The sequence below is a fragment of the Nitrobacter sp. genome (assembly GCF_047149785.1).
In the GTDB taxonomy this organism is placed as follows: Bacteria; Pseudomonadota; Alphaproteobacteria; order Rhizobiales; family Xanthobacteraceae; genus Nitrobacter.
This window is the reverse complement of sequence record NZ_BAAGBE010000001.1, coordinates 2,657,124-2,677,430: the sequence shown is the minus strand read 5'-3', so window position 1 is coordinate 2,677,430 and position 20,307 is coordinate 2,657,124. Positions and strand designations below refer to the sequence as shown.

Here is a 20,307-nt window from a genome sequence, read left to right as displayed (position 1 = left end):
AAATCGATTGTTGAAATGATTGGCAGAATCAGAGCGGCGGCGACAAGGTTCGCCGCGGCCCGACCAAACTGAAATCACCGGCGCCTCACCGGCGCCAGGTCACGCCGATCAGAAATCCCAGCCCGATCGCAAGCCCGACCGTTGCGAGAGGACGCTGCTGGATTGCTTCCTCCAGCGTGTCCTCGATGGAGCTTACGGCGTTCTGTGCCGCATCGAGCGCCGCATTGCCGCGCTCCGATACATCGGAGAGAACGGAATCCACATTGGCCCTGGCCTGCCTGTACCCGCGGCGAGCCTGTTTTTTAGCAGAGCCTGTGAATGTACCAAGCGCGTCGGAGACTTGATCCGCCAGGGCGGAGATATCGTTTTTCACGGCTGACAAATCCTTCTCAAGGCGGTCGTAAGTCGCTTTATCGGTCAAGTTCTTCATTGCTTCCTCGTCGTCGCTTGCCATCCAACGCTCCTGAAAACCGAACGGATATGCGCAACCAACGTGCCGTCGCGGCTTAAGTTCCGCGACCCGTCCGTCAGACGGTTGGCGAGACTGTCCCTTGTTCGGCGCCTCTCGGCGGCGAAAGACAGACCGGAAGCGGTGATGAAGCCATCGATCTCCACGAGGTCGATAGCGCGGACATGGTCGGATTGCCCGACGCGTCATGCGCCGCTCGGCGGAACTTTCAGGCCCTGTCGGGATTGCCTCGCGCGCCAAATGTCGCGAGGGCGCTTTCTCCGTCTTGAAATCTTGCGATCAATTGTGGAGAGGCAATAATGCTCATCAGCGTCCTGATTACGTTCTTCGTCGTTGTTCTTGTGCTGTACTTCATCAGCGTGGCGCCGCTGGACGTCCGCAGCAAGCAGATCGCCCGCGTCGCCGTTATCGTGCTGGGTGTTGCCTCGGCGCTGAGATATCTTCCGATATTCTGAAGCCGGCGTCAGCGCCCTGGACAAACAAGAATATCCCCGGCGGCGGCGTCGGGGACATTTTCCTTCCAGCAACAGGATCAATTCCTTCCAGCAACAGGATCAACCCTCGGCCGGCGTCTTGACCTCAGTCTTGACCCTTCTTTATCTCCGCCTTGATTTCGCCTTGGCTTCGCGTCGCCGCCCGGTCAGGATGTATTCGGTGTAGCCGTTCGGCTGTTCGCGTCCCTTGAAGACCAGATCGCACGCGGCCTGGAAGGCGGCCCCGTCGAATTGCGGCGCCATCGGCTTGTAGAGGGGATCGCCGGCGTTCTGAGCGTCGACGACGGCGGCCATCCGCTTGAGCGATTCCATCACCTCATTCTCTGTGACGACGCCCTGATGCAGCCAGTTCGCCAGATGCTGGCTGGAGATGCGCAGCGTGGCACGATCCTCCATCAGGCCGACATCGTGAATATCGGGCACCTTCGAACAGCCGACGCCCTGATCGATCCAGCGCACGACATAGCCGAGAATGCCCTGGCAGTTGTTGTCGATCTCCTGCTTCACATCGTCGGGCGCCCAATTCGACTGTGACGCTGGAATGGTGAGGACGTCGGAAAGTTTTGCGCGACGGCCGCCGGCTTTCAGCTCCTGCTGGCGTTTCAGCACATCGACCTGATGATAGTGCAGCGCGTGCAGCGTCGCCGCGGTTGGCGAAGGCACCCATGCGGTGGTGGCGCCGGCCTCGGGATGGGCGATCTTCTGCGCCAGCATGTCGGCCATCCTGTCGGGCGCGGCCCACATCCCCTTGCCGATCTGGGCGTGGCCGGGCAGGCCGTCGATCAGGCCGATGTCGACGTTCCAATCCTCGTACGCCTTCATCCAGGGCTGCGCCTTCATCTCGTTTTTGCGGATCATGGGTCCCGCTTCCATCGAGGTGTGGATCTCGTCGCCGGTGCGGTCGAGGAATCCGGTGTTGATGAAGCAGACGCGTTTCGCGGCCGCCTGGATGCAGGCCTTGAGGTTGACGGTGGTGCGGCGCTCCTCATCCATGACGCCAATTTTGAGTGTGTTCTCGGGCAGCTCCAGCATGGTCTCGACCCGGGCGAGCAGCTCGCAGGCCAGCGCGACCTCGTCCGGTCCGTGCATCTTCGGCTTGACGACATAGGCCGAACCCGTCCGGCTGTTCCTCGTTGTCGAAGCGCCGTTGAGATCATGAATCGCGAGCAGGCCGGACACCGCGGCGTCGAGCATGCCTTCCGGAATGTCGGCGTCGTTTTCGTCCAGCACCGCGTCGGTGAACATGTGATGGCCGACGTTGCGAATGAGAAGCAGGCTGCGCCCGTGCAGCCTTAGCTCGCCGCCGTCGGGCGCGGTGTAGACCCGATCGGCGTTAAGGGCGCGCGTCATGGTCTTGCCGCCCTTCTTGAAAGTGTCGGTGAGCGTGCCGTTCATCAGGCCGAGGACGTTGCGATAGACCAGAACCTTGTCCTCGGCATCGACGGCTGCGACGCTGTCCTCCATGTCGAGAATGGTGCTGACGGCGGCCTCAAGGATCACGTCGGCGACCCCTGCGGCATCGTCCTTGCCGATGGCGTGGCTGCGGTCGACTTGAATCTCGATGTGCAGGCCGTGGTTCACCAGCAGGATCGCGGACGGTGCGCTGGCATCGCCCCGGTAGCCCGCGAACTGCGATTTCGACGTCAAGCCGGTCTCGCCGCCGTTATGGAGTCTCGCCCTTAACGCTCCATTGGTCACGACGTACTCCACGACATCGGCATGGCTGCCGGCCGCAAGCGGTGCGGCCTGGTCGAGGAACGCCTTGGCCTTCGCGATCACCTTGTCGCCGCGCGCCTTGTCGTAACCTCTGGTCTCGCCGGCGGCGTGCGGGATGGCGTCGGTGCCGTACAATGCGTCGTAAAGGCTGCCCCAGCGCGCGTTGGCGGCGTTCAGCGCGTAACGCGCGTTGGTCAGCGGCACCACCAGTTGCGGCCCGCAGATCTTTCCGATCTCCTCGTCGACATCGGCGGTTTCGACCAAATGGGTCTCGGGCTCGGGCAGCAGATAGCCGATCTCTTTCAGGAACGCGGCATAGGCTTCCACGTCAAACGGATGACTTCTGTTGGCGCGATGCCAGCCGTCGATCTTCGCCTGCAGCGCGTCGCGCACCGCGAGCAGTTCGCGGTTTCTCGGCCCAAGATCGCGGACGATGGCGGCAAGCCCGGCCCAGAAGGCATCCGGCGAAATGCCGGTCCCGGGCGTAGCCTCTTGCTCGATAAAATCGAACAGAACCGGCGCGATCTTCAGTCCGTGAGCGTCAATGCGAGTCATGTCGGAGGTCTCACGAGAAACGGCGCCGACGCTCTCAAGGCGGCTCGCCGAAATTCGGCGTTCATTGCAGGGCTGGTCCCGCTCCGAAGGGCCGCGCCGGCGAAAAGCGGAAACCGGATTTCGGATAAGATCATCCTCAAAGGGATAGCGCTAGGGCCGATCGACATTCATTGTATCCAGATCATGGCTGTGGCGAGGTGAACGAATCCTGTGAAGTGAATGGCGTCCGTCGTAGCGGGTGGCGAAACGGCGGGCGGCGAACACCCGTTCCCACACGCCGCCATGGCGCCACCGGCTGAACCGCCGATGCACCGTCTTCCAGCGGCCATAGCGCTCTGGCAGGTCACGCCAGTGCGCGCCCGATCGCAGCACCCACAGGCAGCCGTTCACGAACAGCCGATTGTCCGCTCCCCTCCGCCCCGGATCCGCCTTGCCTGGCAGCAACGGGGCAATCTTCGCCCACTATCACGGAACCCTATGAATCAGCGATCAGCGTCAGTCGGGCATTCTTATGGATGTTCATCCGGCCCCTCCGTGGAACACTGAAGCTTCGCAACCTCAGCTTCCCCGGTCCGGAGCGGGCGGAAACCGCTACACAGCTCTCATTTTGGCGAAGCGGATAACGATCCTTGCAACTCGGGCACCGATAAAAGCGGAACTACCGGAACGCCGAGAAGCGGCTGTCGAACGAGTTCGATGATGCCACCGGTGCCGCGCCCGGAATCGAAGCTGGCGGCGGGGCGGATGCGTCGACAGAGGGCTTCAACGGCGGCCGCGCGGCTGCGACGTGCTTTACTCCTGCCGCTTTGTCAGCGCTCTTTTCAGCCGGTTTGGTTGCTGCGTGGTTTGCAGCCACGGCCGGGCGATGCGGAGCGCTACGCGCTTCTCGGGCCACCACCTTCGGCTTGGCCGGAGCGGCGGCCGGCGTGATGGTGGCGGTCGTATCGGCGGTGCCGAAGCCGATCTTGTGGGCGAGGCTGCTGAAGATGTTGTTCGGTGTTGATGGGGCGAGCAGCGATGACGACGGTCTCGTCGCCTCGATCTCCGGCTCGTATGCGGTCGCGACCGTTGGCGCTGCCGGATCGTGCGGAGGATTGACGGTCGGTGGAATGGTGCCTGGCGCCGGCGAGAACGCCGTGTTTTTCAAGCCGGGTTCAATCGGATCCGACAACCCCGTCTGCCCGTTCGGGAGTTTCGCGGCGAACACACGGTTCATGCCGCCGTCGATTCCGGTGTTGAGCCTGGCCACCGGCGTCCCCTTCGCGATCAGCTTCGCGATCTCGGCGTTGTCACGCTGCTGCTTCTCGCGCACGGCGCTCGCGATGTCGTCGGGGACGACGTAAGCGGGGCACTGCGCGGATGCGTTGAACTGCAGAGGCTTGGTCGAGCCGGGAGGCGCTACCGGATCGAACACGTATTTATGCTCGCAGAACTCGACCTTCGGCTCCTGGTGCGTCACCTCGAAATGATCGTTGCCTTCCTTGATCATCTTCCAGAACGGCATGTTCGGGTTGTTGCGATGCTTCGCAAGGTTCACGGGCGTCATGCGGAACGGATAGGCTTGGAACTGAAAGGCGCGCTGGCCGCCGAAAAAGGCTTCCCGGCCGAGTGCGTAGATCTCGGCGATCTGTTCGTCGGTCATGGCATAGCAGCCGCGCGAGGAGCAGTCGCCATGAACCATCAGTTCGGAACCGGTGCGTCCCAGCGACTTGTCGAATGCGTTGGGATAGCCGGTGTTGAATGAGAGATAGTAAGCCGAGCGCGGATTCATCTGCGCTGGCGTGATGCTATAGAATCCCTCCGGCGCCTGACGGTCGCCTTCGCGTATTTTCGGGCCGAGATCGCCGGACCAGCGGCAGATCGGGTAGGTCTTGAGCAAGGCGAACTTGCCGGATCGGTCCTGCTTCCAGACTTCAAGCTCGGCTTCCTGCTTGAACAGGCGGATCAGGATCGGCGACTGCAGCTCCATGTCCTTTTTGGTCATGGTGGCGACGAGCTTTGGCGGGACGGGCTGGTTGGCCTTGGCGTTGCTCGCGAGCGAGGCATCGTCGGTGTTGCAGCCGGCCAGAAGGGCGCCGGATGCGAGCACGGCCAACGTCATGATCGCGCGCCCGGGCGTGCGATGGATCAAAGCCGAGCGATGGATCAAAGCAAAGCTCCGCAAGCGACGGGCAAGCCTGCACCCCAAATTCATGGCGTCCGTGCCCCAAGCCATTGAATAAAATATTATCCTTAAGCCTGAGACCCCGCAAGCCGGACCGGCCGGCACGGCGAAATCCATGGTGGGGATGGTGAACGGAGGTTAAATATCCGGGACCGGGCTGAAATAGGGCGGTTTCGCCCCAGTCCGGAAAAAGCCTTGATTCGCGCTGGCTGCGAAGCGCGGACGGCGCCCCGCTGCTGTCAAGGCATCCGCATCGCAATTCCGGCGAGAGCGGCGGTCCCTGCTCAGCCCAGTTTGCGCCCGATGTCGAGGAATTTCTGCCGTCGCTGTTTGCGAAGCGTGTCGCGGTCGAGATTGCGCAGATCGTTGAAGGCTTCGGCAATGGCATCGCCGGTGAGTGCGACGACCGCTGCCGGGTCGCGATGAGCGCCCCCCGGCGGCTCCTTGAGAACGACATCGATCACGCCGAAACGCAGCAGGTCCTGCGCGGTGATTTTCATGTTGGTCGCGGCTTCCTGCGCCTTGCTGCTGTCCCGCCACAGGATCGACGACGCCGCTTCCGGGGAGATCACGCTATAGATCGCATGTTCCAGCATCAGCACGCGACTGGCGGTGGCGATCGCGATCGCGCCGCCGGAGCCGCCCTCGCCGATGATGACGGCGACATTGGCGACGCCGAGCGACAGGCAAGTGTCGGTCGAGCGCGCGATCGCTTCGGCTTGACCGCGTTCCTCGGCGCCGATGCCGGGGTAGGCCCCGGCGGAATCGATCAGCGACAACACGGGAATGCCGAAGCGGTCGGCCATGTCCATCAGCCGGACCGCCTTGCGATAGCCCTCCGGCCGCGCCATGCCGAAGTTGTGCTTGAGTCGGCTCTCCGTGGTTGCGCCTTTTTCCTGGCCGATGACGCAGATGCTTTCGCCGCGGAAGCGGCCGAAACCGCCGATCAGCGCCTCGTCCTCTCCGAACTTGCGGTCTCCGGCAAGCGGCGTGAACTCGGTAATCAGGCCGTTGATGAAATCCGAGAAGTGCGGCCGCTGCGGATGCCGCGCCACCTGGGTCTTCTGCCACGGCGTCAGATTGTCGTAGAGGTCCTTCAGCGCCTGCGCGGCCTTCTCCTCGATGCTCGAAATCTCCTGGCCGATGTCGCTGCCGGAGGCGGCGAGCGCGCGGAGTTCGTCGATCTTGGAATCAAGTTCGGCGACAGGCTTTTCGAAATCGAGGTAACTGCGCATGGGGTCCGGCATTTCAGCAATATAGGACGAACGGGTCGGGGGACGAAAGTTATCGGCGGGGAGAGCAAAAAATCCTTTAGTTCAAACGTTTATGGGGTCCGACAAAGACGGCTGGAGCGGTTGCCGGCGGGCAGGCGCTGCGCTCTTTCGCGGCTGATAGGCGCGAAGTCAAGTGCCGAGCAGGTCCGGGTTTTTCGGCGGGCGCATCACCCCGCAAAAAAACCCCGGCGTTGCCGGGGTTTCAAGCTGGATCTGAGGTAGCCCGACGGTTCGGCTGCTGTGGGTCGCCGAACCGGCGGCATGAGGCCGATGCGAATCGACCTTACAATTGCCCTCAGATTAGAACGGCCAGCGCCGGATGGAAGACGAAACTTGACCGAGACCGGATTTGGTGCGGCCGTGTGGTGGTCTGGTAACACCGGATGCCGTTGGCGTTTCAAGGGTCCGATATTCCAGCTTGCATCGCCGTGCGTCAGGCTTCCGCCAGCGGGTGCAGGTCGCGCACCAGGCTCTTCAGCCGTTCTTCCACGACGTGCGTGTAGATTTGCGTCGTCGAGATGTCGGTGTGGCCGAGCAGCGTCTGGACGATTCGCAGGTCCGCGCCGTTATGCAGCAGATGGCTTGCGAAGGCGTGACGCAGCACGTGCGGCGAGACCAGCCGGGGTGCGAGCCCCGCCGCCGCCGCCAGTTCCTTCAGTTCGCGCGCGAAATGCTGCCGCGTCAGGTGGCCGCTTTCGCCGAACGAGGGAAACAGCCATTTCGGCTTTGCCGTGGCCGCCTCGCCCTCCCCCCGCCGGTCGTCCATCGCGGCGAGGTAGGCGGCCATCGCCTGTCGCGAGGCGTCGTTCAGCGGCACCAGCCGCTCCTTGTCGCCCTTGCCGCGCACCACGATCATGCGCGCGTCGCGCCGCGCGGCCGACAGCGGCAGCGAGACCAGTTCGGACACGCGGAGCCCGGTGGCGTAGAGCACTTCGAGCAGGCAATACAGCCGCGCGGCGCGCAGTCGCCGGGTGGCCGAGGCATCGGGCATATCGATCGCGGCCTTCGCCCGCGCCAGCAAACGATCGACATCCGCTATCGACAGCACTTTCGGCAGGCTTCGTCCGCGCTTCGGTCCCGAGAGGATGGCGGCAGGATCGTCCTGCCTGATACGCTCGCTCAGCAGAAAGCGGAACAGGTGGCGCATCGCCGAAAGACGGCGGGCGACGCTCGACGACTTGAAGCCCCTGATGTCGAGATCGCCGAGATAGTCCCGCAACGTCTGGGTGCCGGCGGTGACGAAATTTTCGCCCGCGCGCGTCAGGAACGCGGAAAAGTCCTCGAGGTCGCGACGGTAGGCGCCGAGCGTGTTCCCGCCGGCGCCTTGCTCGGCCGCCAGCATATCGAGGAAAAGGTTCGTCAGCTTCGCGTCTGAGGCTTTGTCGGATCCCATGCCGCAAGCGTAGCAGCTATTTCTTGAGAAATTTGTCCGGGTGGACGGTCACGGTCATTTCCCGCTGCGCCGGGTTGACGAAATTCGCCAGCGCGAAAACCACGCCGTAGCCGATCGCGCCGATCGCTGCTACGACAGTCAGGAAGCGGAGCAGGCTGGGCATTTGCAGTCCTGAGCGTGATGTTAACCTTTCGGGCGAGTGCAACGAGTACCAACATGTTCGCCGGCTCCGCGCAAGAGTCTCTGGCGACCAGCTCGACGAGAGTAGTATAGCTGGCAGGCAGGAGCGGTTCACGGTGAGCAACCGCATTCCGACAGGTGTCCCTTTGACCTCCGATGCCGTTTCACCGGCCAATGCCGGCAGATCCCATGAAGCCGCGATCGTTGCTGCGCTCGGCGGGCGGTCCCTGGTGCTCGTCGGCATGATGGGTGCCGGGAAGTCCACGATCGGCCGGCGTCTGGCGTCGCGTCTTGCGTTGCGGTTCGTCGACGCCGACAGCGAGATCGAACTCGCCGCCGGAATGTCGATTCCCGAAATTTTCGAAACCCATGGCGAGCCGTATTTTCGCGACGGCGAAGTGCGGGTGATCGCGCGGCTCCTTGGAAACGGTTCGCTGGTGCTTGCGACCGGCGGTGGCGCGGTGCTGCGCGAGGAGACTCGCGCGCGTATCCGCGAGCGGGCAATCTCGATCTGGCTCAAGGCCGATGCCGAGGTGATTCTGCGCCGGGTCAGGCGCCGCTTTGATCGGCCGCTGCTGCAAACGGCCGATCCCGCCGCGACGATCGGGCGGCTTATCGCCGAGCGCGAACCCATCTACCAACTGGCGGATATCACCGTCGCATCGCGCGACGTGCCCTATGATAGGATCGTCGATGAATGCATCGACCTGCTTCACGGCAGGCTCGCGGCGGCGGGCCGGGCAAGCTGAAGCCGCCGGAGGCTCCCGGCGATGGAGCTGACGAAGGACCTGACGCAAAGGATTTGACGCCACGTGATGACTGCTCCGTTGAAAAATCCAGACCCGATCATAGTCGACGTCGCGCTCGGCGATCGCTCCTATGACATCGTCATCGGCCGCGACATCCTGTCCTCGCTCGGCGAACGGGTCGCCGCGCTGCGTCCCGGCGCGCGCGTGGCCGTCGTCACCGACGAGCGTGTCGCGACCCATTGGCTGCGTGCGACCGAGACGTCGCTGCGAAACGCCGGCATCGCGACCTCGCGGGTTGTCGTCGACGAAGGAGAAACCTCCAAGAGCTACGAGGGCATCGAGTTCGTCTGCGAGGAGCTGATCGCAGCGAAAATCGAGCGCAACGATCTCGTCGTTGCGCTCGGCGGCGGCGTGGTCGGCGACCTCGCCGGCTTTGCGGCCGCGATTGTCCGCCGCGGCCTCGATGTCGTGCAGGTGCCGACCTCGTTGCTGGCGCAGGTGGATTCCTCGGTGGGTGGAAAGACCGGGATCAACTCGCCGCAAGGCAAGAACCTGGTCGGAGCCTTTCATCAGCCGATCCTGGTGGTCGCGGATACCGCGGTGCTGGATACGCTGTCGCCGCGCCAGTTTCGCGCCGGCTATGCCGAGGTCGCCAAATACGGGTTGCTCGGCGACGAGGCGTTCTTCGCGTGGCTGGAAACCAACCATGCGGACATCGTCAAGGGCGGCGCGGCGCGCGAACACGCAGTCGCCGCCAGTTGCCGCGCCAAGGCGGCCATTGTCGCCCGAGACGAGCGCGAGACCGGCGAACGGGCGCTGCTCAATCTCGGTCACACTTTTGGCCATGCGCTGGAAACCGCGACCGGATTTTCCGACCGGCTCTATCACGGCGAGGGCGTGTCGGTCGGCATGGTGCTGGCCGCCGAACTGTCGGCACGGCTCGGGATGATCGCGGATGCCGACGTGTCCCGTATCCAGCGGCATTTGGCGGAGGCGGGTCTGCCGACGCGCTTGCAGGACATCGCCGGTTTCAGGCAGGAAGGTCTGGAGGACGCGGACGGCTTGATGGCGCTGATGGCGCAGGACAAGAAGGTGAAGCGCGGTCGGCTGACTTTCATTCTTCTGAAGGCGATCGGCCAGGCGGTCGTATCCTCCGATGTCGAACCGTCGACGGTTCGCGATTTTCTTGCCCGCAAGCTCGCGGACGCGTCGGCCTAGGCCTTTCCGCTTCTGATCAGAAGCGGAGCTCTATGATTTTGATTTGACGCTTTTTCTTGACGCGAACCAGTAACCTACTTCGCACGAAGACGTTATAGTCCGGCATGGTCATGGACCCGCGATGAGTTCGACGCTCTTTCAGATATTGCTCGCATTGCTGCTGCTCGCGGCCAATGCGTTCTTCGTTGCGGCCGAATTCGCACTGGTGAAAAGCCGCGGTTTTCGCGTCAAGGCCATGGCGGAGCGCCGCGCGTTCGGCGCGCGGCTGATGCAGGACATCCTTGGCAATATCGAGGCCTATCTCGCCTGCTGCCAACTCGGCATCACCATGGCCTCGCTCGGCCTCGGCTGGGTCGGCGAGCCGACGGTGGCGGCCTTGCTCGACCCCCTGCTGCGGCCGCTCGGCATGCCGGAGCCGGCGCTGCATTTGACCTCGTTCCTCACCGGCTTTCTGGTGTTCTCGTCGCTGCACATCGTGATCGGCGAGCAGGTGCCGAAAACCCTGGCGATACGCCAGCCCGAGCCGGTGTCGCAATGGATCGCCTATCCGCTCTACGTATCCTATCGCCTGTTCTATCCGATGAACTGGCTGCTCAATTCAGCGTCGCGAGCCATTCTGCGCGCGCTTCGCGTCAAGGAAGTTTCCCAGCACGAGGTCTTGACCGGCGCGGAGCTTGAAGGACTGGTCGGCGTATCCGCCGAACACGGCGGAATCGAAAGCGGCGAGGCTGAATACATCCAGAATGTGTTCCGTTTCGGCGATCTCGCGGTGTCGGACGTGATGGTCCACCGCACGGCAATGGTGACGATCAATGCCGACCTGCCGCCGGAGGAGCTTGTGCGCGAGGTGCTTGCCAGCGAATACACCCGCATTCCGCTCTGGCGCGACAAGCCGGAAAACATTATCGGCGTGCTCCACGCCAAGGATTTGCTGCGGGCAATCGACGCCTCCGAAGGCGACATAGCGAGCATCAACGTCAGCGCCATTGCGTTGCCGCCGTGGTTCGTGCCGGAAATGCGTCCGGTCTCCGATCAACTCAAGGCGTTTCGCCGCCGCAAGACCCACTTCGCGCTGGTGGTCGACGAATACGGCGAAGTCGAGGGCATGGTGACGCTGGAAGACGTTCTGGAGGAGATCGTCGGCGACATCTCCGACGAGCACGATGTGGTGGTGGCCGGGGTCCGGCAGCAGGCCGACGGATCGGTGGTGGTGGACGGCTCGGTGCCGATCCGCGATCTCAACCGCGCCATGGACTGGCACCTTCCCGACGAGGAGGCGACCACGATTGCGGGGCTTGTGATCCACGAGGCTCGCTCGATCCCCGAGCGCGGCCAGAATTTTACGTTTCACGGTTTTCGCTTCCGGGTCTTGCGGCGCGAGCGCAACCGCATCACCGCGCTGCGCATCCAGCCGGTGCCGCGGGAGGCGGAGGCGATGGAGAACAGACCTCAGAGGGAGCGAACGGCGCTCTGACGGCCCGGGCGGCGCGCGCGCGATCTTCGAGGTCGAGGTGCGAAAGCGGAATGCAGCCTGGCTCTGCACGTCTGCGTCGTCGGTTCACAACGGCGAATCACGGGACCCGTCTCCTCACGAATCGGATCTGGCGAGCGCGCGGCCTTTCTTCTTGGCGGGAACCTTGTCCTCGACGAATTTGACGCCGATCTCGTCGCCGTTGACACGCACGAGATCGCAACGGCGAAAGGCGAGGCCGGTCGACGATAGCAGCAGGAAGAATTCCTTGAGGTTCAGTCCTTCGATCGAATCCTTCACCTGAAGCCGCGCGCCGCTGTTCGAAATGTCGAGCAAGGTGCAGGACCGTTGCCACGTTCCGTCGATTCCCATTATCAGGACGGTATAGCCGGCGGCGAACGTCACCCGATCCGCTTTTCGGTTGCCCCAGCCCATGGCTCAGATATCCGAAATGGCGATTGCCGTGTTCGGCGCATCGGCTTTCCGCGCGGAGCCGCGCGCGGACCAGAACCGGATCGTGCGTTGCGCGGATGACAGCGAGAGCGCGTCGAACACCTCCTTGCCATTCTCGAATTCCTGCCTTGTCAGCGGGCGGCAATGCGGGCGGTTGCGCAGGATCATGCTGGTCGTCGACCAGTCCAGCCTCGAGGCCTTGCAGGCGACGATCAGTCCGTCGGGACGGGGGTTGGTGATCAGCGGCTCGATCGCTTCGATTTTTACCGAATTCAAAAGCGAGAGTGCCGCGACGATGTGAACGTATTCGCCCTGCGTCGCAAACCGGTTGATGGTTTGATCGCCCAGTTTTCCAGCCCGGTTCAGGGCAAGGACCATCGATTCCGATTCGGTATAATTCTGCGGAGCGAGGGCGGGGGAGGCGATCTGTTCGACGACCGACCGGATCGCCTCCTGAATCTTTTCCCGCATCTCCGGAGGCGCGGCCTTGAGCAGGCGGTCGCGCACGGCGGCGCCGGCTCTGGAAAGAAGCTCGCGCAGCACCTTGAGCGGGATGTCCAGCCGAAGTCCGAGTTTTTCGGCGAGCGCATCGTCCTTTTCGGAGTTTTCAACCAGGGTGGCGTAGCCGAATTCAGAGAAGCGGGCGCCCGTATTTCGAACCAGCGCGTGGGAGACCTGCGAGTCGCCACGCCTGAGCAGGACGTCGGTCACGCCTTCGCTCAGAGTGTTCCGGTGCGAGATGGCCAGCAGGTGTTGCGGCCCCCGCAGATTTGCGATCTCGATCAGGTCGCCTTCGGACAGCCTGGCGGACCTCGTCAGAACCGGCGCCGCGACGGATACTTCCTCATGATAGGCAAGCTGGCGGACAGTCTCCCTCGGAGCGACTTTCGAGCCCGAAAGCGTGGTGCCGAGTTGCGCCAGCGCACGCACCTCCATCTGCTCCATGAGCCGAACGAGAACGTCGTCGAAGACGCCGATCTGGTTCTCGTTCAGCCTGTCCGCATCGGACAGAAACAGGTCGGTGACCTGGCGAAGCATCTGGAGCCGCCGCTCGGACGAGCCGCTCTTTACTGCGCTTTCCAGTTCCTCGATAAGCGCCGTTGAGCCGGCTTCGGACATGGTGTGATCCCAGCGAGTCAGAGCGCGTCACGCTCGACCGCGTTCGCGTTCTGCCGTAACGACGGAGGTAATTTGTTCCGATGTTCCGGGGAGCAGGTTAATTTCCGATAAAGGCAAGGTCGAAATCTTTGAACGAAGCGGCGGCAGACCGCCGCAGGCATCAGCCGGACGCAGCTTCGAGAGGCCTTTTGCGGGCCATTCGCGGATATCAACGTTAGCGCAAAAGGCGCGAAGGGATCGCCTCCCGGTAGAGGAGAATCGCCTGCGCACCGCGTTCAGCGCTGCTGTTCGTTCGGCGCGAGCGCCCGTATCGCCAGCGCGTGAACGCCGCCCGCCAACTCCTCCGCCAGCAGCGTGTTGATCATGCGGTGGCGATCGACCCGGCTCTTCCCTTCGAACGTCCGAGATACAATATTAACCCGGAAATGCGTTCCGCCGCCCGGCCGATGGCCCGCGTGACCCTCGTGAAGGTGCGATTCGTCGGCGACGTCGAGGCTCTCCGGCGTGAAAGCCTCGGTCAGTTTCTTTGCGATGTCGTCCTTGACGCTCATGGCGGGCGACTTAACGCTCATCGCTTTCGTCCGTCAATGGCGCGCAGGCGATGGCGGAATAAATGCGATGTCAAGACTTGAAGCGTAGAGCGTTGCGGTGTCAAAGATGGTCATGCCGATCGATACATCGAAATTCTTCGACAACATCCGCATCAAGCCGAGGGCTGGTGCCAAGCAGCCGCGCGCGCGCGAGGAAGCGGCCGCGTGCGAATGGCCCGACTGCCAGAACCGGGGATCGCACCGCGCGCCGAAAGGCCGCGGCAACGAACGCGGGTATTTCCATTTTTGCCTCGACCATGTCCGCGCCTACAACCAGTCCTATAATTTTTTCCAGGGCATGAACGCGGAGGCGGTTGCGCGCTATCAGAAGGACGCGCTGACCGGCCATCGCCCGACTTGGAAGATGGGCGCCAACGGCACCGGGGGCAAAGGAAAGACCGGCACCATCGATCTCGACGGCATGGCCGATCCCTTCAGCATGCTTGGCGAACTCAACGGCCGCGGGAAGTGGCGTCCCGGTCCGGGGACGGGGTTCGAAGCCAAACCCGAGACGCGCAAGATCTTCAATGCGGAGCGTAAGGCGCTGCAGGTGATGGGACTTGGCGCCGACGCCACGATCGAAACCGTCAAGGCGAAATACAAGGCGCTGGTGAAGCAGCATCACCCCGACGCCAATGGTGGCGACCGCTCGACGGAGGATCGCCTGATCGAGATCATCAAGGCGTACAATTACCTGAAGACGGTGGTGCGCGGCGCCTGAAGTCTTGCGTTATCTACTTCTTCTCCAGCATCAGCGCGCCCTTTTTGCGGATGACGCTCTGAATTCCGTGGGCCAGGCTGTTAAGCAGCCACGGCAGGGTCACTTCGAGGCGGACATGATCCTCGAAAACGTCCAGAAGTCCCGACACCTGCTGCTTCATGGCGGTGACGGAAAACGCCAGACGGTCACCGCTCCACACTTCTTCATTGACCTGGATGAACTGGGCGTATTGCGTCTGGACGCTGTCGAGCCCGGCTTTCATTCGGCGCAATGCTTCATCCTTGCCGAGGCGATGGGGGATGGAAACCACGAGAGGTTTGGTCATGACGGATCCGATGGTTAGCCGGTTCGCTCAGATGCGGTTTTGGCGGGCACGTTGATGCCGCGCCGGCGGCGGCGCCACCATGTCACGATGCCGGCGATCGCGGCGATGACGATCACCGCGGGAATCCAGATGAGTTTGCCGACGTGAGTATGGTGAGGCAGCCCGCCATACTCGTGCAGCGCCGATATTGCCAGCACGCCGGGCAAGACGTGCGCGGGAGCCCAGAGCAGGATCGCCGGAATGTTCACCGCATAAAACCGCAACGGCGGCATCGCCAGCGCGCCGGCCGTGATCGGCACGAAGGCCCGGATCGGCGGCACGAATCGCGCGAAGAACACCGCGAGCGTCCCCCAGCGATTGAAGAACGTCTCGCTCTGCGCGATCACGCCGGGATATCTGGACATCGGCCATGCGTCGAGGATTTCGCGTTTGGAGCGGTGGCCGATCCAGAACGCCGTTCCGTCGCCAATCACGGCTCCGGAGGCCGCGACGGCCAGCACCACCGGCAGTTGGAGGTCGCCACCGGGAATCAGCGCGCTCAGCGCCAGAATGATGGTCGAGCCGGGCACGAGCGAACCCAGCACCGGAACCGCCTCCAGCAATGCCGCGAGAAATATCGTGAGATAGGCGAGCCAGGCGTGGGCCGAGACGAAAGCAACCAATGGGTCGATCAGTGAACTCACGAAAATTCCGCTTCCGGCGTCCCGCGGGGACGGATTTCCGGCCCCAATTAGCACACTCTGCGGTCGGCAACGCCCTTGGCGGTTGATGGTTCGGTTCCGGATGATGTCCTCGCAGCCTCCGCTGATTCGCCGGATAACCCTTCAAAATCCGCCGCCAGCGCATATCTTGATGATATCATAAAGGAACTTTGATCGCGCGGGGGCTTCTGCCGGCTTCCGCTCTCTGCTAATTTCACGCGACCCACTCATCCGCAAGCCACGCGCAGTTCTGGTTTCGGGAGCGCGCCCGAACCTCGGAGGATTGATGACGACCGCCGCCATGACCAAGACCGAGCCCTCCGCCGGCTTGCCGGACATGAAGGTCTCGGTGCGGCAGGTGTTCGGGATCGACAGCGATCTCGAGGTCCCTGCCTATTCCGCAACCGATCCGCACGTGCCCGATGTCGATCCGGACTACCGCTTCGATCGTGCCACCACGCTCGCCATTCTGGCCGGTTTCGCCAGGAATCGCCGCGTCATGGTCTCTGGCTTCCATGGCACCGGCAAATCGACCCATATCGAGCAGGTCGCGGCGCGGCTGAACTGGCCCTGCGTGCGCGTCAATCTCGACAGCCACATCAGCCGCATCGATCTCGTCGGCAAGGACGCGATCGTGGTCAGGGACGGCAAGCAGGTCACCGAATTCCGCGACGGCATTTTGCCGTGGGCCTACCAGAACAACGTGGCGCTGTGCTTCGACGAGTACGATGCCGGCCGCCCCGACGTCATGTTCGTGATCCAGCGCGTGCTGGAATCGTCCGGACGCTTGACGCTGCTCGATCAGAGCCGGGTCATCAAGCCGCATCCGGCGTTCCGCCTGTTCGCGACCGCCAACACCATCGGCCTCGGCGACACCTCGGGCCTCTATCACGGCACCCAGCAGATCAACCAGGCGCAGATGGACCGCTGGAACATCGTCACCACGCTGAACTATCTGCCGCACGACAACGAGGTCGAGATCGTGCTGGCCAAGGCTCGGCACTATCGCACGCCGGAAGGCCGCGACACCGTCGGCAAGATGGTGCGGCTTGCGGATCTCACGCGCAACGCTTTCGCCAACGGCGATCTCTCCACGGTGATGAGCCCGCGCACGGTCATCACCTGGGCGGAGAACACCGAGATTTTCGGCGATCTTGGCTTCGCGTTCTGCGTCACGTTCCTCAACAAGTGCGACGAGCTTGAGCGGCCGCTGGTCGCTGAATTCTACCAGCGGTGCTTCAACGTCGAACTGGCGGAATCCGCGGTCAATGTGGCGCTGAGCTGATTCTCCCTCTTCCCCTTTACGGTGGCGGGATTTGAAGGTGAACGCGGATCGCTTGGTCGTCTCCGCGTTCGCGAGGACGACCAGTCAGGGTTTCATGAGCACACCACCACCGAGCAGCAAGTTCCGGACCGGGCCGAAGGAGGCGCCGAGCGAGCCGTTCAAGCGCGCGGTCGCATCCTGCCTACGCGCGATTGCCCGGAGATCGGAACTCGAGGTGACGTTTGCCGCCGAGCGGCCGGGCCTGTCGCCGGGCAAGGCCCGGTTGCCGGAGCCCGGGCGCAAACTGAGCCGGCGCGACGCGGCGATCGTGCGGGGGCACGCGGATTCCATCGCGCTGAAGATCGCCTGCCATGATCCGAAAGTGCATCGCAAGCTGATGCCCGGCAATCCGCAGGCGCGCGGCGTGTTCGACGCGGTGGAGCAGGCCCGCGTCGAGGCCATCGGTTCGCGCCGGATGACAGGCGTCGCGAAGAATCTCACCGCGATGCTCGACGACCATTTCCATCGCGGCAAGTACGACGAGATCACCGACATCGCCGATGCGCCGTTGCCGGATGCGCTGGCGATGCTGGTGCGCGAGCGGCTGACCGGCCTCGCGCCGCCGGCTGCCGCGCGCAAGATGGTCGATCTGTGGCGTCCGTACCTGGAAGACAAGATCGGCACGCGGCTGGACCAGCTCAGCCATCTTACCGAGGATCAGGCGAAGTTCGGCGACGCCGTGCACGACCTGCTGTCCGCACTCGATCTCGGCAGCGACGCCAACTCTGAAGCCGACAAGGACGAGAACCAGGACGACGACCGCGAAAGCGACGGCGATCAGTCCGGGGCGGAGGGTTCGTCCGACAGCGATGTCGTGCAGGAGATGAGCGCGGATCAGGCGCAGCAGTCCACCGACGAGATATCGGACAGCGCCGTCGAGGGCGCGCAGGCTGCCGCCAGCGACACTTTCGACGACGGCGAGCTTGGCGACGACGAGACGCCGGGCGAGGCGACGCGGCCCAACGCCAGGGGCGCCAACGAGCCGCGTGGCCCCGAATATCATGCTTTCGCGCCGAAGTTCGACGAGGTGATCGCGGCGGAAGACCTCTGCGATCATGACGAGCTGGAACGGTTGCGCAGCTATCTCGACAAGCAGCTCGCGCACCTGCAGGGCATCGTGGCGCGGCTCGCCAACCGCCTGCAGCGCCGCCTGATGGCGCAGCAGAACCGCGCCTGGGAGTTCGATCTGGAGGAAGGCATTCTCGATCCGGCGCGGCTGTCGCGCGTGGTGATCGATCCCTATCAGCCGCTGTCCTTCAAGCACGAGAAGGAGGCGACCTTCCGCGACACCGTGGTGACGCTGCTGCTCGACAATTCCGGCTCGATGCGCGGACGCCCCATTACGGTGGCCGCGACCTGCGCCGACATCCTGGCGCGCACCCTGGAGCGCTGCGGCGTCAAGGTGGAAATTCTCGGCTTCACGACGCGGGCGTGGAAGGGCGGGCAATCGCGCGAGGCGTGGCTCGCCGCCGGCAAGCCGGCCGCGCCGGGTCGCCTCAACGATCTGCGTCACATCATCTATAAGTCCGCCGACGCCCCCTGGCGGCGCTCGCGGAAAAACCTCGGGCTGATGATGCGCGAGGGCCTGCTCAAGGAGAACATCGACGGCGAGGCGCTGGATTGGGCGCACAAGCGGCTGCTTGCGCGCGGCGAGCAGCGCAAGATCCTGATGATGATCTCGGACGGTGCGCCGGTCGACGATTCCACGCTGTCGGTCAATCCCGGCAACTATCTCGAGCGTCATCTGCGCTGGGTGATCGATGAAATCGAGACCCGTTCGCCGGTCGAATTGATCGCGATCGGCATCGGCCACGACGTGACGCGCTATTATCGCCGCGCGGTGACCATCGTCGACGCCGAAGAACTCGGCGGCGCCATCACCGAACAGCTCGCTGAACTGTTCAGCGAGACGCATGATCCGCCGCTGGTTCCGGCGCGGGGTTCGCGCAGGCTGCATTCGTAACTTTTCCCATGGCTGTGTCCCGGGTGCGACGCAACGCCATCAGCGCGTTCATGCGCGCCTTCGATGCGTGATGGCGTTGCTTCGCAGACCCGGGACCGTTACACAGGCAGCCTTCGCAGCGGTCCCGGCTCGGCAGCGCGGCATGAGAATGCCGCACTGCGTCCGGGACACATCGCTGACAGATGGTCCTCTCCGCAATGGTTCCGTTGATCGATCGCCGCCGCTTGTTGAGCCTGACGGCAACGGGCCTCGTGTTGCCGCATCTCACCGCCGCCCGCGCGCAATTCGCAACGCATCCTCGGACGCAGCCGCCCCCGGACGAACTGACGCCCCCGGCGCCGGTGTCGATCACGGTCAATGCGAGGCCGATTTCCTCCTTCGACCTGCGCGACCGCTCGCGCACGCGTTTCGGTGCGCTCGCCTTTCGCAGCGGTCTGGTCCTGACCTCGTCGTTTCCCGGCTTCGGAGGGCTGTCGAGCCTGCGGCTCGATCCAAGCGGGCGGCAATTCATCTCGGCGAGCGACAAGGGCACCTGGTTCACAGGTCGGATCGTCTATGAATCCAAGAAAATGACCGGGCTGGCCGATGTCGAGGCCGCGCCGATGCTGGGTCGCGACGGCAGGCCGATCACCGCGCATGGCCGGTTCGACACCGAGTCGATCGCGCTCGACGGATCGTTCGTCTATGTCGGCATCGAGCGGGTCAACCGCATCATGCGGTTCGATTTCGGCAAGGACTTTACGCGCGCGCGCGGCGAGGACGTCGAGGCGCCGCCGGCCGTGCGCAGGCTGCCGTTCAACCGAGGGCTGGAGGCGTTGGTGGTCGTTCCACCCGGCAGGCCGCTCAGCGGCACGCTGATCGCGATCTCCGAACGCGGACTCGATGCCGGCCGCAATGTCATGGCGTTCCTGATCGGCGGACCGTCGCCCGGTCAGTTCGCGATCCGCCGCACCGACAATTTCGACATCAGCGATGCCTGCCTGCTGCCCACCACGGGCGACCTGCTGATCCTCGAACGCAAATTCTCGCTGACCGGCGGTATCGGCGTCCGCATCCGCCGCATCGCGATGACGGCGATAGAACCCGGAGCGCTGGTGGACGGCCCCTCGATTTTCGGCGCGGACCTTGGGCAGGAGATCGACAATTTCGAAGGGCTGGACGCGTTCGTCGATGACAATGGCGATATCGTCGTGACGCTTGTGTCCGATGACAATTTTTTGCTGATCCAGCGGACGCTGCTGTTGCAGTTCACGCTGGCCGAATAGGGCGGGGCGTCGGCGCTCCAACATGACTTATAGCGTTTTCGAGCGAAGCATGTCCTCGGGCTTGACGTGAGGATGGAATCCGGTTCGCGTGAAGAAAACGCGTCAAATCGAGAACCTCGAGTCTTCACCGTTTCCGTGAAACGATGAGGACTCCAGATGTTAG

At 63.5% G+C, this 20,307-nt stretch carries 19 protein-coding genes and 1 pseudogene; 8 read left to right on the top strand and 12 right to left on the bottom strand.

The features are described from left to right. Positions 1 to 85: 85 nt before the first annotated feature. Positions 86 to 454, bottom strand: coding sequence for a DUF883 family protein (locus ACMDCM_RS12400; RefSeq protein WP_412773837.1), 369 nt, complete (start codon positions 452 to 454; stop codon positions 86 to 88). A gap of 314 nt (positions 455 to 768) precedes the next feature. Between ACMDCM_RS12400 and ACMDCM_RS12395 the strand changes: the two genes are divergently transcribed. Further along, positions 769 to 924 (top strand): Thivi_2564 family membrane protein, encoded by a 156-nt coding sequence (locus tag ACMDCM_RS12395; RefSeq protein ID WP_412773836.1) that lies wholly within the window; start codon positions 769 to 771, stop codon positions 922 to 924. Between the two features lie 141 nt (positions 925 to 1,065). Here ACMDCM_RS12395 and ACMDCM_RS12390 read toward each other — a convergent pair whose 3' ends face one another. The 6 genes and pseudogenes from ACMDCM_RS12390 to ACMDCM_RS12365 all read right to left on the bottom strand — a co-directional run bounded on the left by ACMDCM_RS12390 (position 1,066) and on the right by ACMDCM_RS12365 (position 8,228). Further along, the gene (locus tag ACMDCM_RS12390) at positions 1,066 to 3,234 is read right to left on the bottom strand and encodes a malate synthase G (protein ID WP_412773835.1); all 2,169 of its coding nucleotides are present in this window, start codon (positions 3,232 to 3,234) and stop codon (positions 1,066 to 1,068) included. 258 nt (positions 3,235 to 3,492) lie between these two features. Next, positions 3,493 to 3,687, bottom strand: a pseudogene (locus ACMDCM_RS12385) (transposase); the annotation flags it as partial. 205 nt (positions 3,688 to 3,892) lie between these two features. After that, positions 3,893 to 5,365 (bottom strand): L,D-transpeptidase family protein, encoded by a 1,473-nt coding sequence (locus tag ACMDCM_RS12380; RefSeq protein WP_412774743.1) that lies wholly within the window; start codon positions 5,363 to 5,365, stop codon positions 3,893 to 3,895. Between the two features lie 317 nt (positions 5,366 to 5,682). After that, complete coding sequence (locus tag ACMDCM_RS12375) at positions 5,683 to 6,645, bottom strand: acetyl-CoA carboxylase carboxyltransferase subunit alpha (RefSeq protein ID WP_412773834.1); 963 nt, start codon at positions 6,643 to 6,645, stop codon at positions 5,683 to 5,685. 460 nt (positions 6,646 to 7,105) lie between these two features. Then, a complete protein-coding gene (gene xerD, locus ACMDCM_RS12370) occupies positions 7,106 to 8,065 on the bottom strand; it encodes a site-specific tyrosine recombinase XerD (RefSeq protein WP_412773833.1) in 960 nt (319 codons plus the stop codon). Positions 8,066 to 8,081: 16 nt separating this feature from the next. Then, complete coding sequence (locus tag ACMDCM_RS12365; protein WP_412773832.1) at positions 8,082 to 8,228, bottom strand: histidine kinase; 147 nt, start codon at positions 8,226 to 8,228, stop codon at positions 8,082 to 8,084. Positions 8,229 to 8,391: 163 nt separating this feature from the next. On the opposite strand from ACMDCM_RS12365, the gene ACMDCM_RS12360 reads away from it, so the two are divergent. From ACMDCM_RS12360 to ACMDCM_RS12350, 3 genes are all read left to right on the top strand, one after another. After that, on the top strand, positions 8,392 to 8,994 hold the full coding sequence (locus ACMDCM_RS12360) for a shikimate kinase (protein ID WP_412774742.1): 603 nt from the start codon (positions 8,392 to 8,394) through the stop codon (positions 8,992 to 8,994). A gap of 66 nt (positions 8,995 to 9,060) precedes the next feature. Next, positions 9,061 to 10,212 carry a 3-dehydroquinate synthase gene (gene aroB / locus ACMDCM_RS12355; protein WP_412773831.1) on the top strand — a complete coding sequence of 384 codons (1,152 nt, stop codon included), beginning with the start codon at positions 9,061 to 9,063 and terminating at the stop codon, positions 10,210 to 10,212. Between the two features lie 121 nt (positions 10,213 to 10,333). Beyond that, positions 10,334 to 11,686 (top strand): hemolysin family protein, encoded by a 1,353-nt coding sequence (locus ACMDCM_RS12350; RefSeq protein ID WP_412773830.1) that lies wholly within the window; start codon positions 10,334 to 10,336, stop codon positions 11,684 to 11,686. A gap of 114 nt (positions 11,687 to 11,800) precedes the next feature. Here ACMDCM_RS12350 and ACMDCM_RS12345 read toward each other — a convergent pair whose 3' ends face one another. The 3 genes from ACMDCM_RS12345 to ACMDCM_RS12335 form a co-directional block, all read right to left on the bottom strand. Then, positions 11,801 to 12,118, bottom strand: a complete 318-nt coding sequence (locus tag ACMDCM_RS12345; RefSeq protein ID WP_412773829.1) for a PilZ domain-containing protein — start codon at positions 12,116 to 12,118, stop codon at positions 11,801 to 11,803. A gap of 3 nt (positions 12,119 to 12,121) precedes the next feature. Continuing rightward, entirely contained in the window at positions 12,122 to 13,255 is a 1,134-nt protein-coding gene (locus ACMDCM_RS12340) for a DUF2336 domain-containing protein (RefSeq protein WP_412773828.1), read from the bottom strand. Positions 13,256 to 13,530: 275 nt separating this feature from the next. After that, on the bottom strand, positions 13,531 to 13,806 hold the full coding sequence (locus ACMDCM_RS12335) for a BolA family protein (RefSeq protein ID WP_412774741.1): 276 nt from the start codon (positions 13,804 to 13,806) through the stop codon (positions 13,531 to 13,533). Between the two features lie 112 nt (positions 13,807 to 13,918). Here ACMDCM_RS12335 and ACMDCM_RS12330 point away from each other — a divergent pair, with 112 nt between their 5' ends. After that, positions 13,919 to 14,566, top strand: a complete 648-nt coding sequence (locus tag ACMDCM_RS12330; RefSeq protein WP_412773827.1) for a J domain-containing protein — start codon at positions 13,919 to 13,921, stop codon at positions 14,564 to 14,566. 13 nt (positions 14,567 to 14,579) lie between these two features. Here the strand turns inward: ACMDCM_RS12330 and ACMDCM_RS12325 are convergent, their stop codons facing one another. Together ACMDCM_RS12325 and ACMDCM_RS12320 are read right to left on the bottom strand one after the other, a co-directional pair. Next, positions 14,580 to 14,891, bottom strand: coding sequence for a polyhydroxyalkanoic acid system family protein (locus ACMDCM_RS12325; protein ID WP_412773826.1), 312 nt, complete (start codon positions 14,889 to 14,891; stop codon positions 14,580 to 14,582). Positions 14,892 to 14,905: 14 nt separating this feature from the next. Continuing rightward, positions 14,906 to 15,574, bottom strand: coding sequence for a DedA family protein (locus tag ACMDCM_RS12320; RefSeq protein ID WP_412773825.1), 669 nt, complete (start codon positions 15,572 to 15,574; stop codon positions 14,906 to 14,908). A gap of 304 nt (positions 15,575 to 15,878) precedes the next feature. On the opposite strand from ACMDCM_RS12320, the gene cobS reads away from it, so the two are divergent. From cobS to ACMDCM_RS12305, 3 genes are all read left to right on the top strand, one after another. Continuing rightward, positions 15,879 to 16,877, top strand: a complete 999-nt coding sequence (gene cobS, locus ACMDCM_RS12315) for a cobaltochelatase subunit CobS (protein WP_412773824.1) — start codon at positions 15,879 to 15,881, stop codon at positions 16,875 to 16,877. Between the two features lie 94 nt (positions 16,878 to 16,971). After that, the gene (gene cobT, locus ACMDCM_RS12310; RefSeq protein ID WP_412773823.1) at positions 16,972 to 18,879 is read left to right on the top strand and encodes a cobaltochelatase subunit CobT; all 1,908 of its coding nucleotides are present in this window, start codon (positions 16,972 to 16,974) and stop codon (positions 18,877 to 18,879) included. A gap of 182 nt (positions 18,880 to 19,061) precedes the next feature. After that, positions 19,062 to 20,144, top strand: coding sequence for an esterase-like activity of phytase family protein (locus tag ACMDCM_RS12305; RefSeq protein ID WP_412773822.1), 1,083 nt, complete (start codon positions 19,062 to 19,064; stop codon positions 20,142 to 20,144). The last annotated feature ends 163 nt before the right edge of the window (positions 20,145 to 20,307 follow it).

What these genes read in the sequence shown, in the direction of transcription:
- cobT (WP_412773823.1), top strand. Translation starts at nt 16,972, where the DNA reads ATGAGCACACCACCACCGAGCAGCAAGTTCCGGACCGGGCCGAAGGAG.
- ACMDCM_RS12345 (WP_412773829.1), bottom strand. Translation starts at nt 12,118, where the DNA reads ATGGGCTGGGGCAACCGAAAAGCGGATCGGGTGACGTTCGCCGCCGGC.
- ACMDCM_RS12340 (WP_412773828.1), bottom strand. Translation starts at nt 13,255, where the DNA reads ATGTCCGAAGCCGGCTCAACGGCGCTTATCGAGGAACTGGAAAGCGCA.
- ACMDCM_RS12350 (WP_412773830.1), top strand. Translation starts at nt 10,334, where the DNA reads ATGAGTTCGACGCTCTTTCAGATATTGCTCGCATTGCTGCTGCTCGCG.
- ACMDCM_RS12365 (WP_412773832.1), bottom strand. Translation starts at nt 8,228, where the DNA reads ATGCCCAGCCTGCTCCGCTTCCTGACTGTCGTAGCAGCGATCGGCGCG.
- ACMDCM_RS12335 (WP_412774741.1), bottom strand. Translation starts at nt 13,806, where the DNA reads ATGAGCGTCAAGGACGACATCGCAAAGAAACTGACCGAGGCTTTCACG.
- ACMDCM_RS12390 (WP_412773835.1), bottom strand. Translation starts at nt 3,234, where the DNA reads ATGACTCGCATTGACGCTCACGGACTGAAGATCGCGCCGGTTCTGTTC.
- aroB (WP_412773831.1), top strand. Translation starts at nt 9,061, where the DNA reads ATGACTGCTCCGTTGAAAAATCCAGACCCGATCATAGTCGACGTCGCG.
- xerD (WP_412773833.1), bottom strand. Translation starts at nt 8,065, where the DNA reads ATGGGATCCGACAAAGCCTCAGACGCGAAGCTGACGAACCTTTTCCTC.
- cobS (WP_412773824.1), top strand. Translation starts at nt 15,879, where the DNA reads ATGACGACCGCCGCCATGACCAAGACCGAGCCCTCCGCCGGCTTGCCG.
- ACMDCM_RS12330 (WP_412773827.1), top strand. Translation starts at nt 13,919, where the DNA reads ATGCCGATCGATACATCGAAATTCTTCGACAACATCCGCATCAAGCCG.
- ACMDCM_RS12325 (WP_412773826.1), bottom strand. Translation starts at nt 14,891, where the DNA reads ATGACCAAACCTCTCGTGGTTTCCATCCCCCATCGCCTCGGCAAGGAT.
- ACMDCM_RS12305 (WP_412773822.1), top strand. Translation starts at nt 19,062, where the DNA reads ATGGTCCTCTCCGCAATGGTTCCGTTGATCGATCGCCGCCGCTTGTTG.
- ACMDCM_RS12375 (WP_412773834.1), bottom strand. Translation starts at nt 6,645, where the DNA reads ATGCCGGACCCCATGCGCAGTTACCTCGATTTCGAAAAGCCTGTCGCC.
- ACMDCM_RS12395 (WP_412773836.1), top strand. Translation starts at nt 769, where the DNA reads ATGCTCATCAGCGTCCTGATTACGTTCTTCGTCGTTGTTCTTGTGCTG.
- ACMDCM_RS12400 (WP_412773837.1), bottom strand. Translation starts at nt 454, where the DNA reads ATGGCAAGCGACGACGAGGAAGCAATGAAGAACTTGACCGATAAAGCG.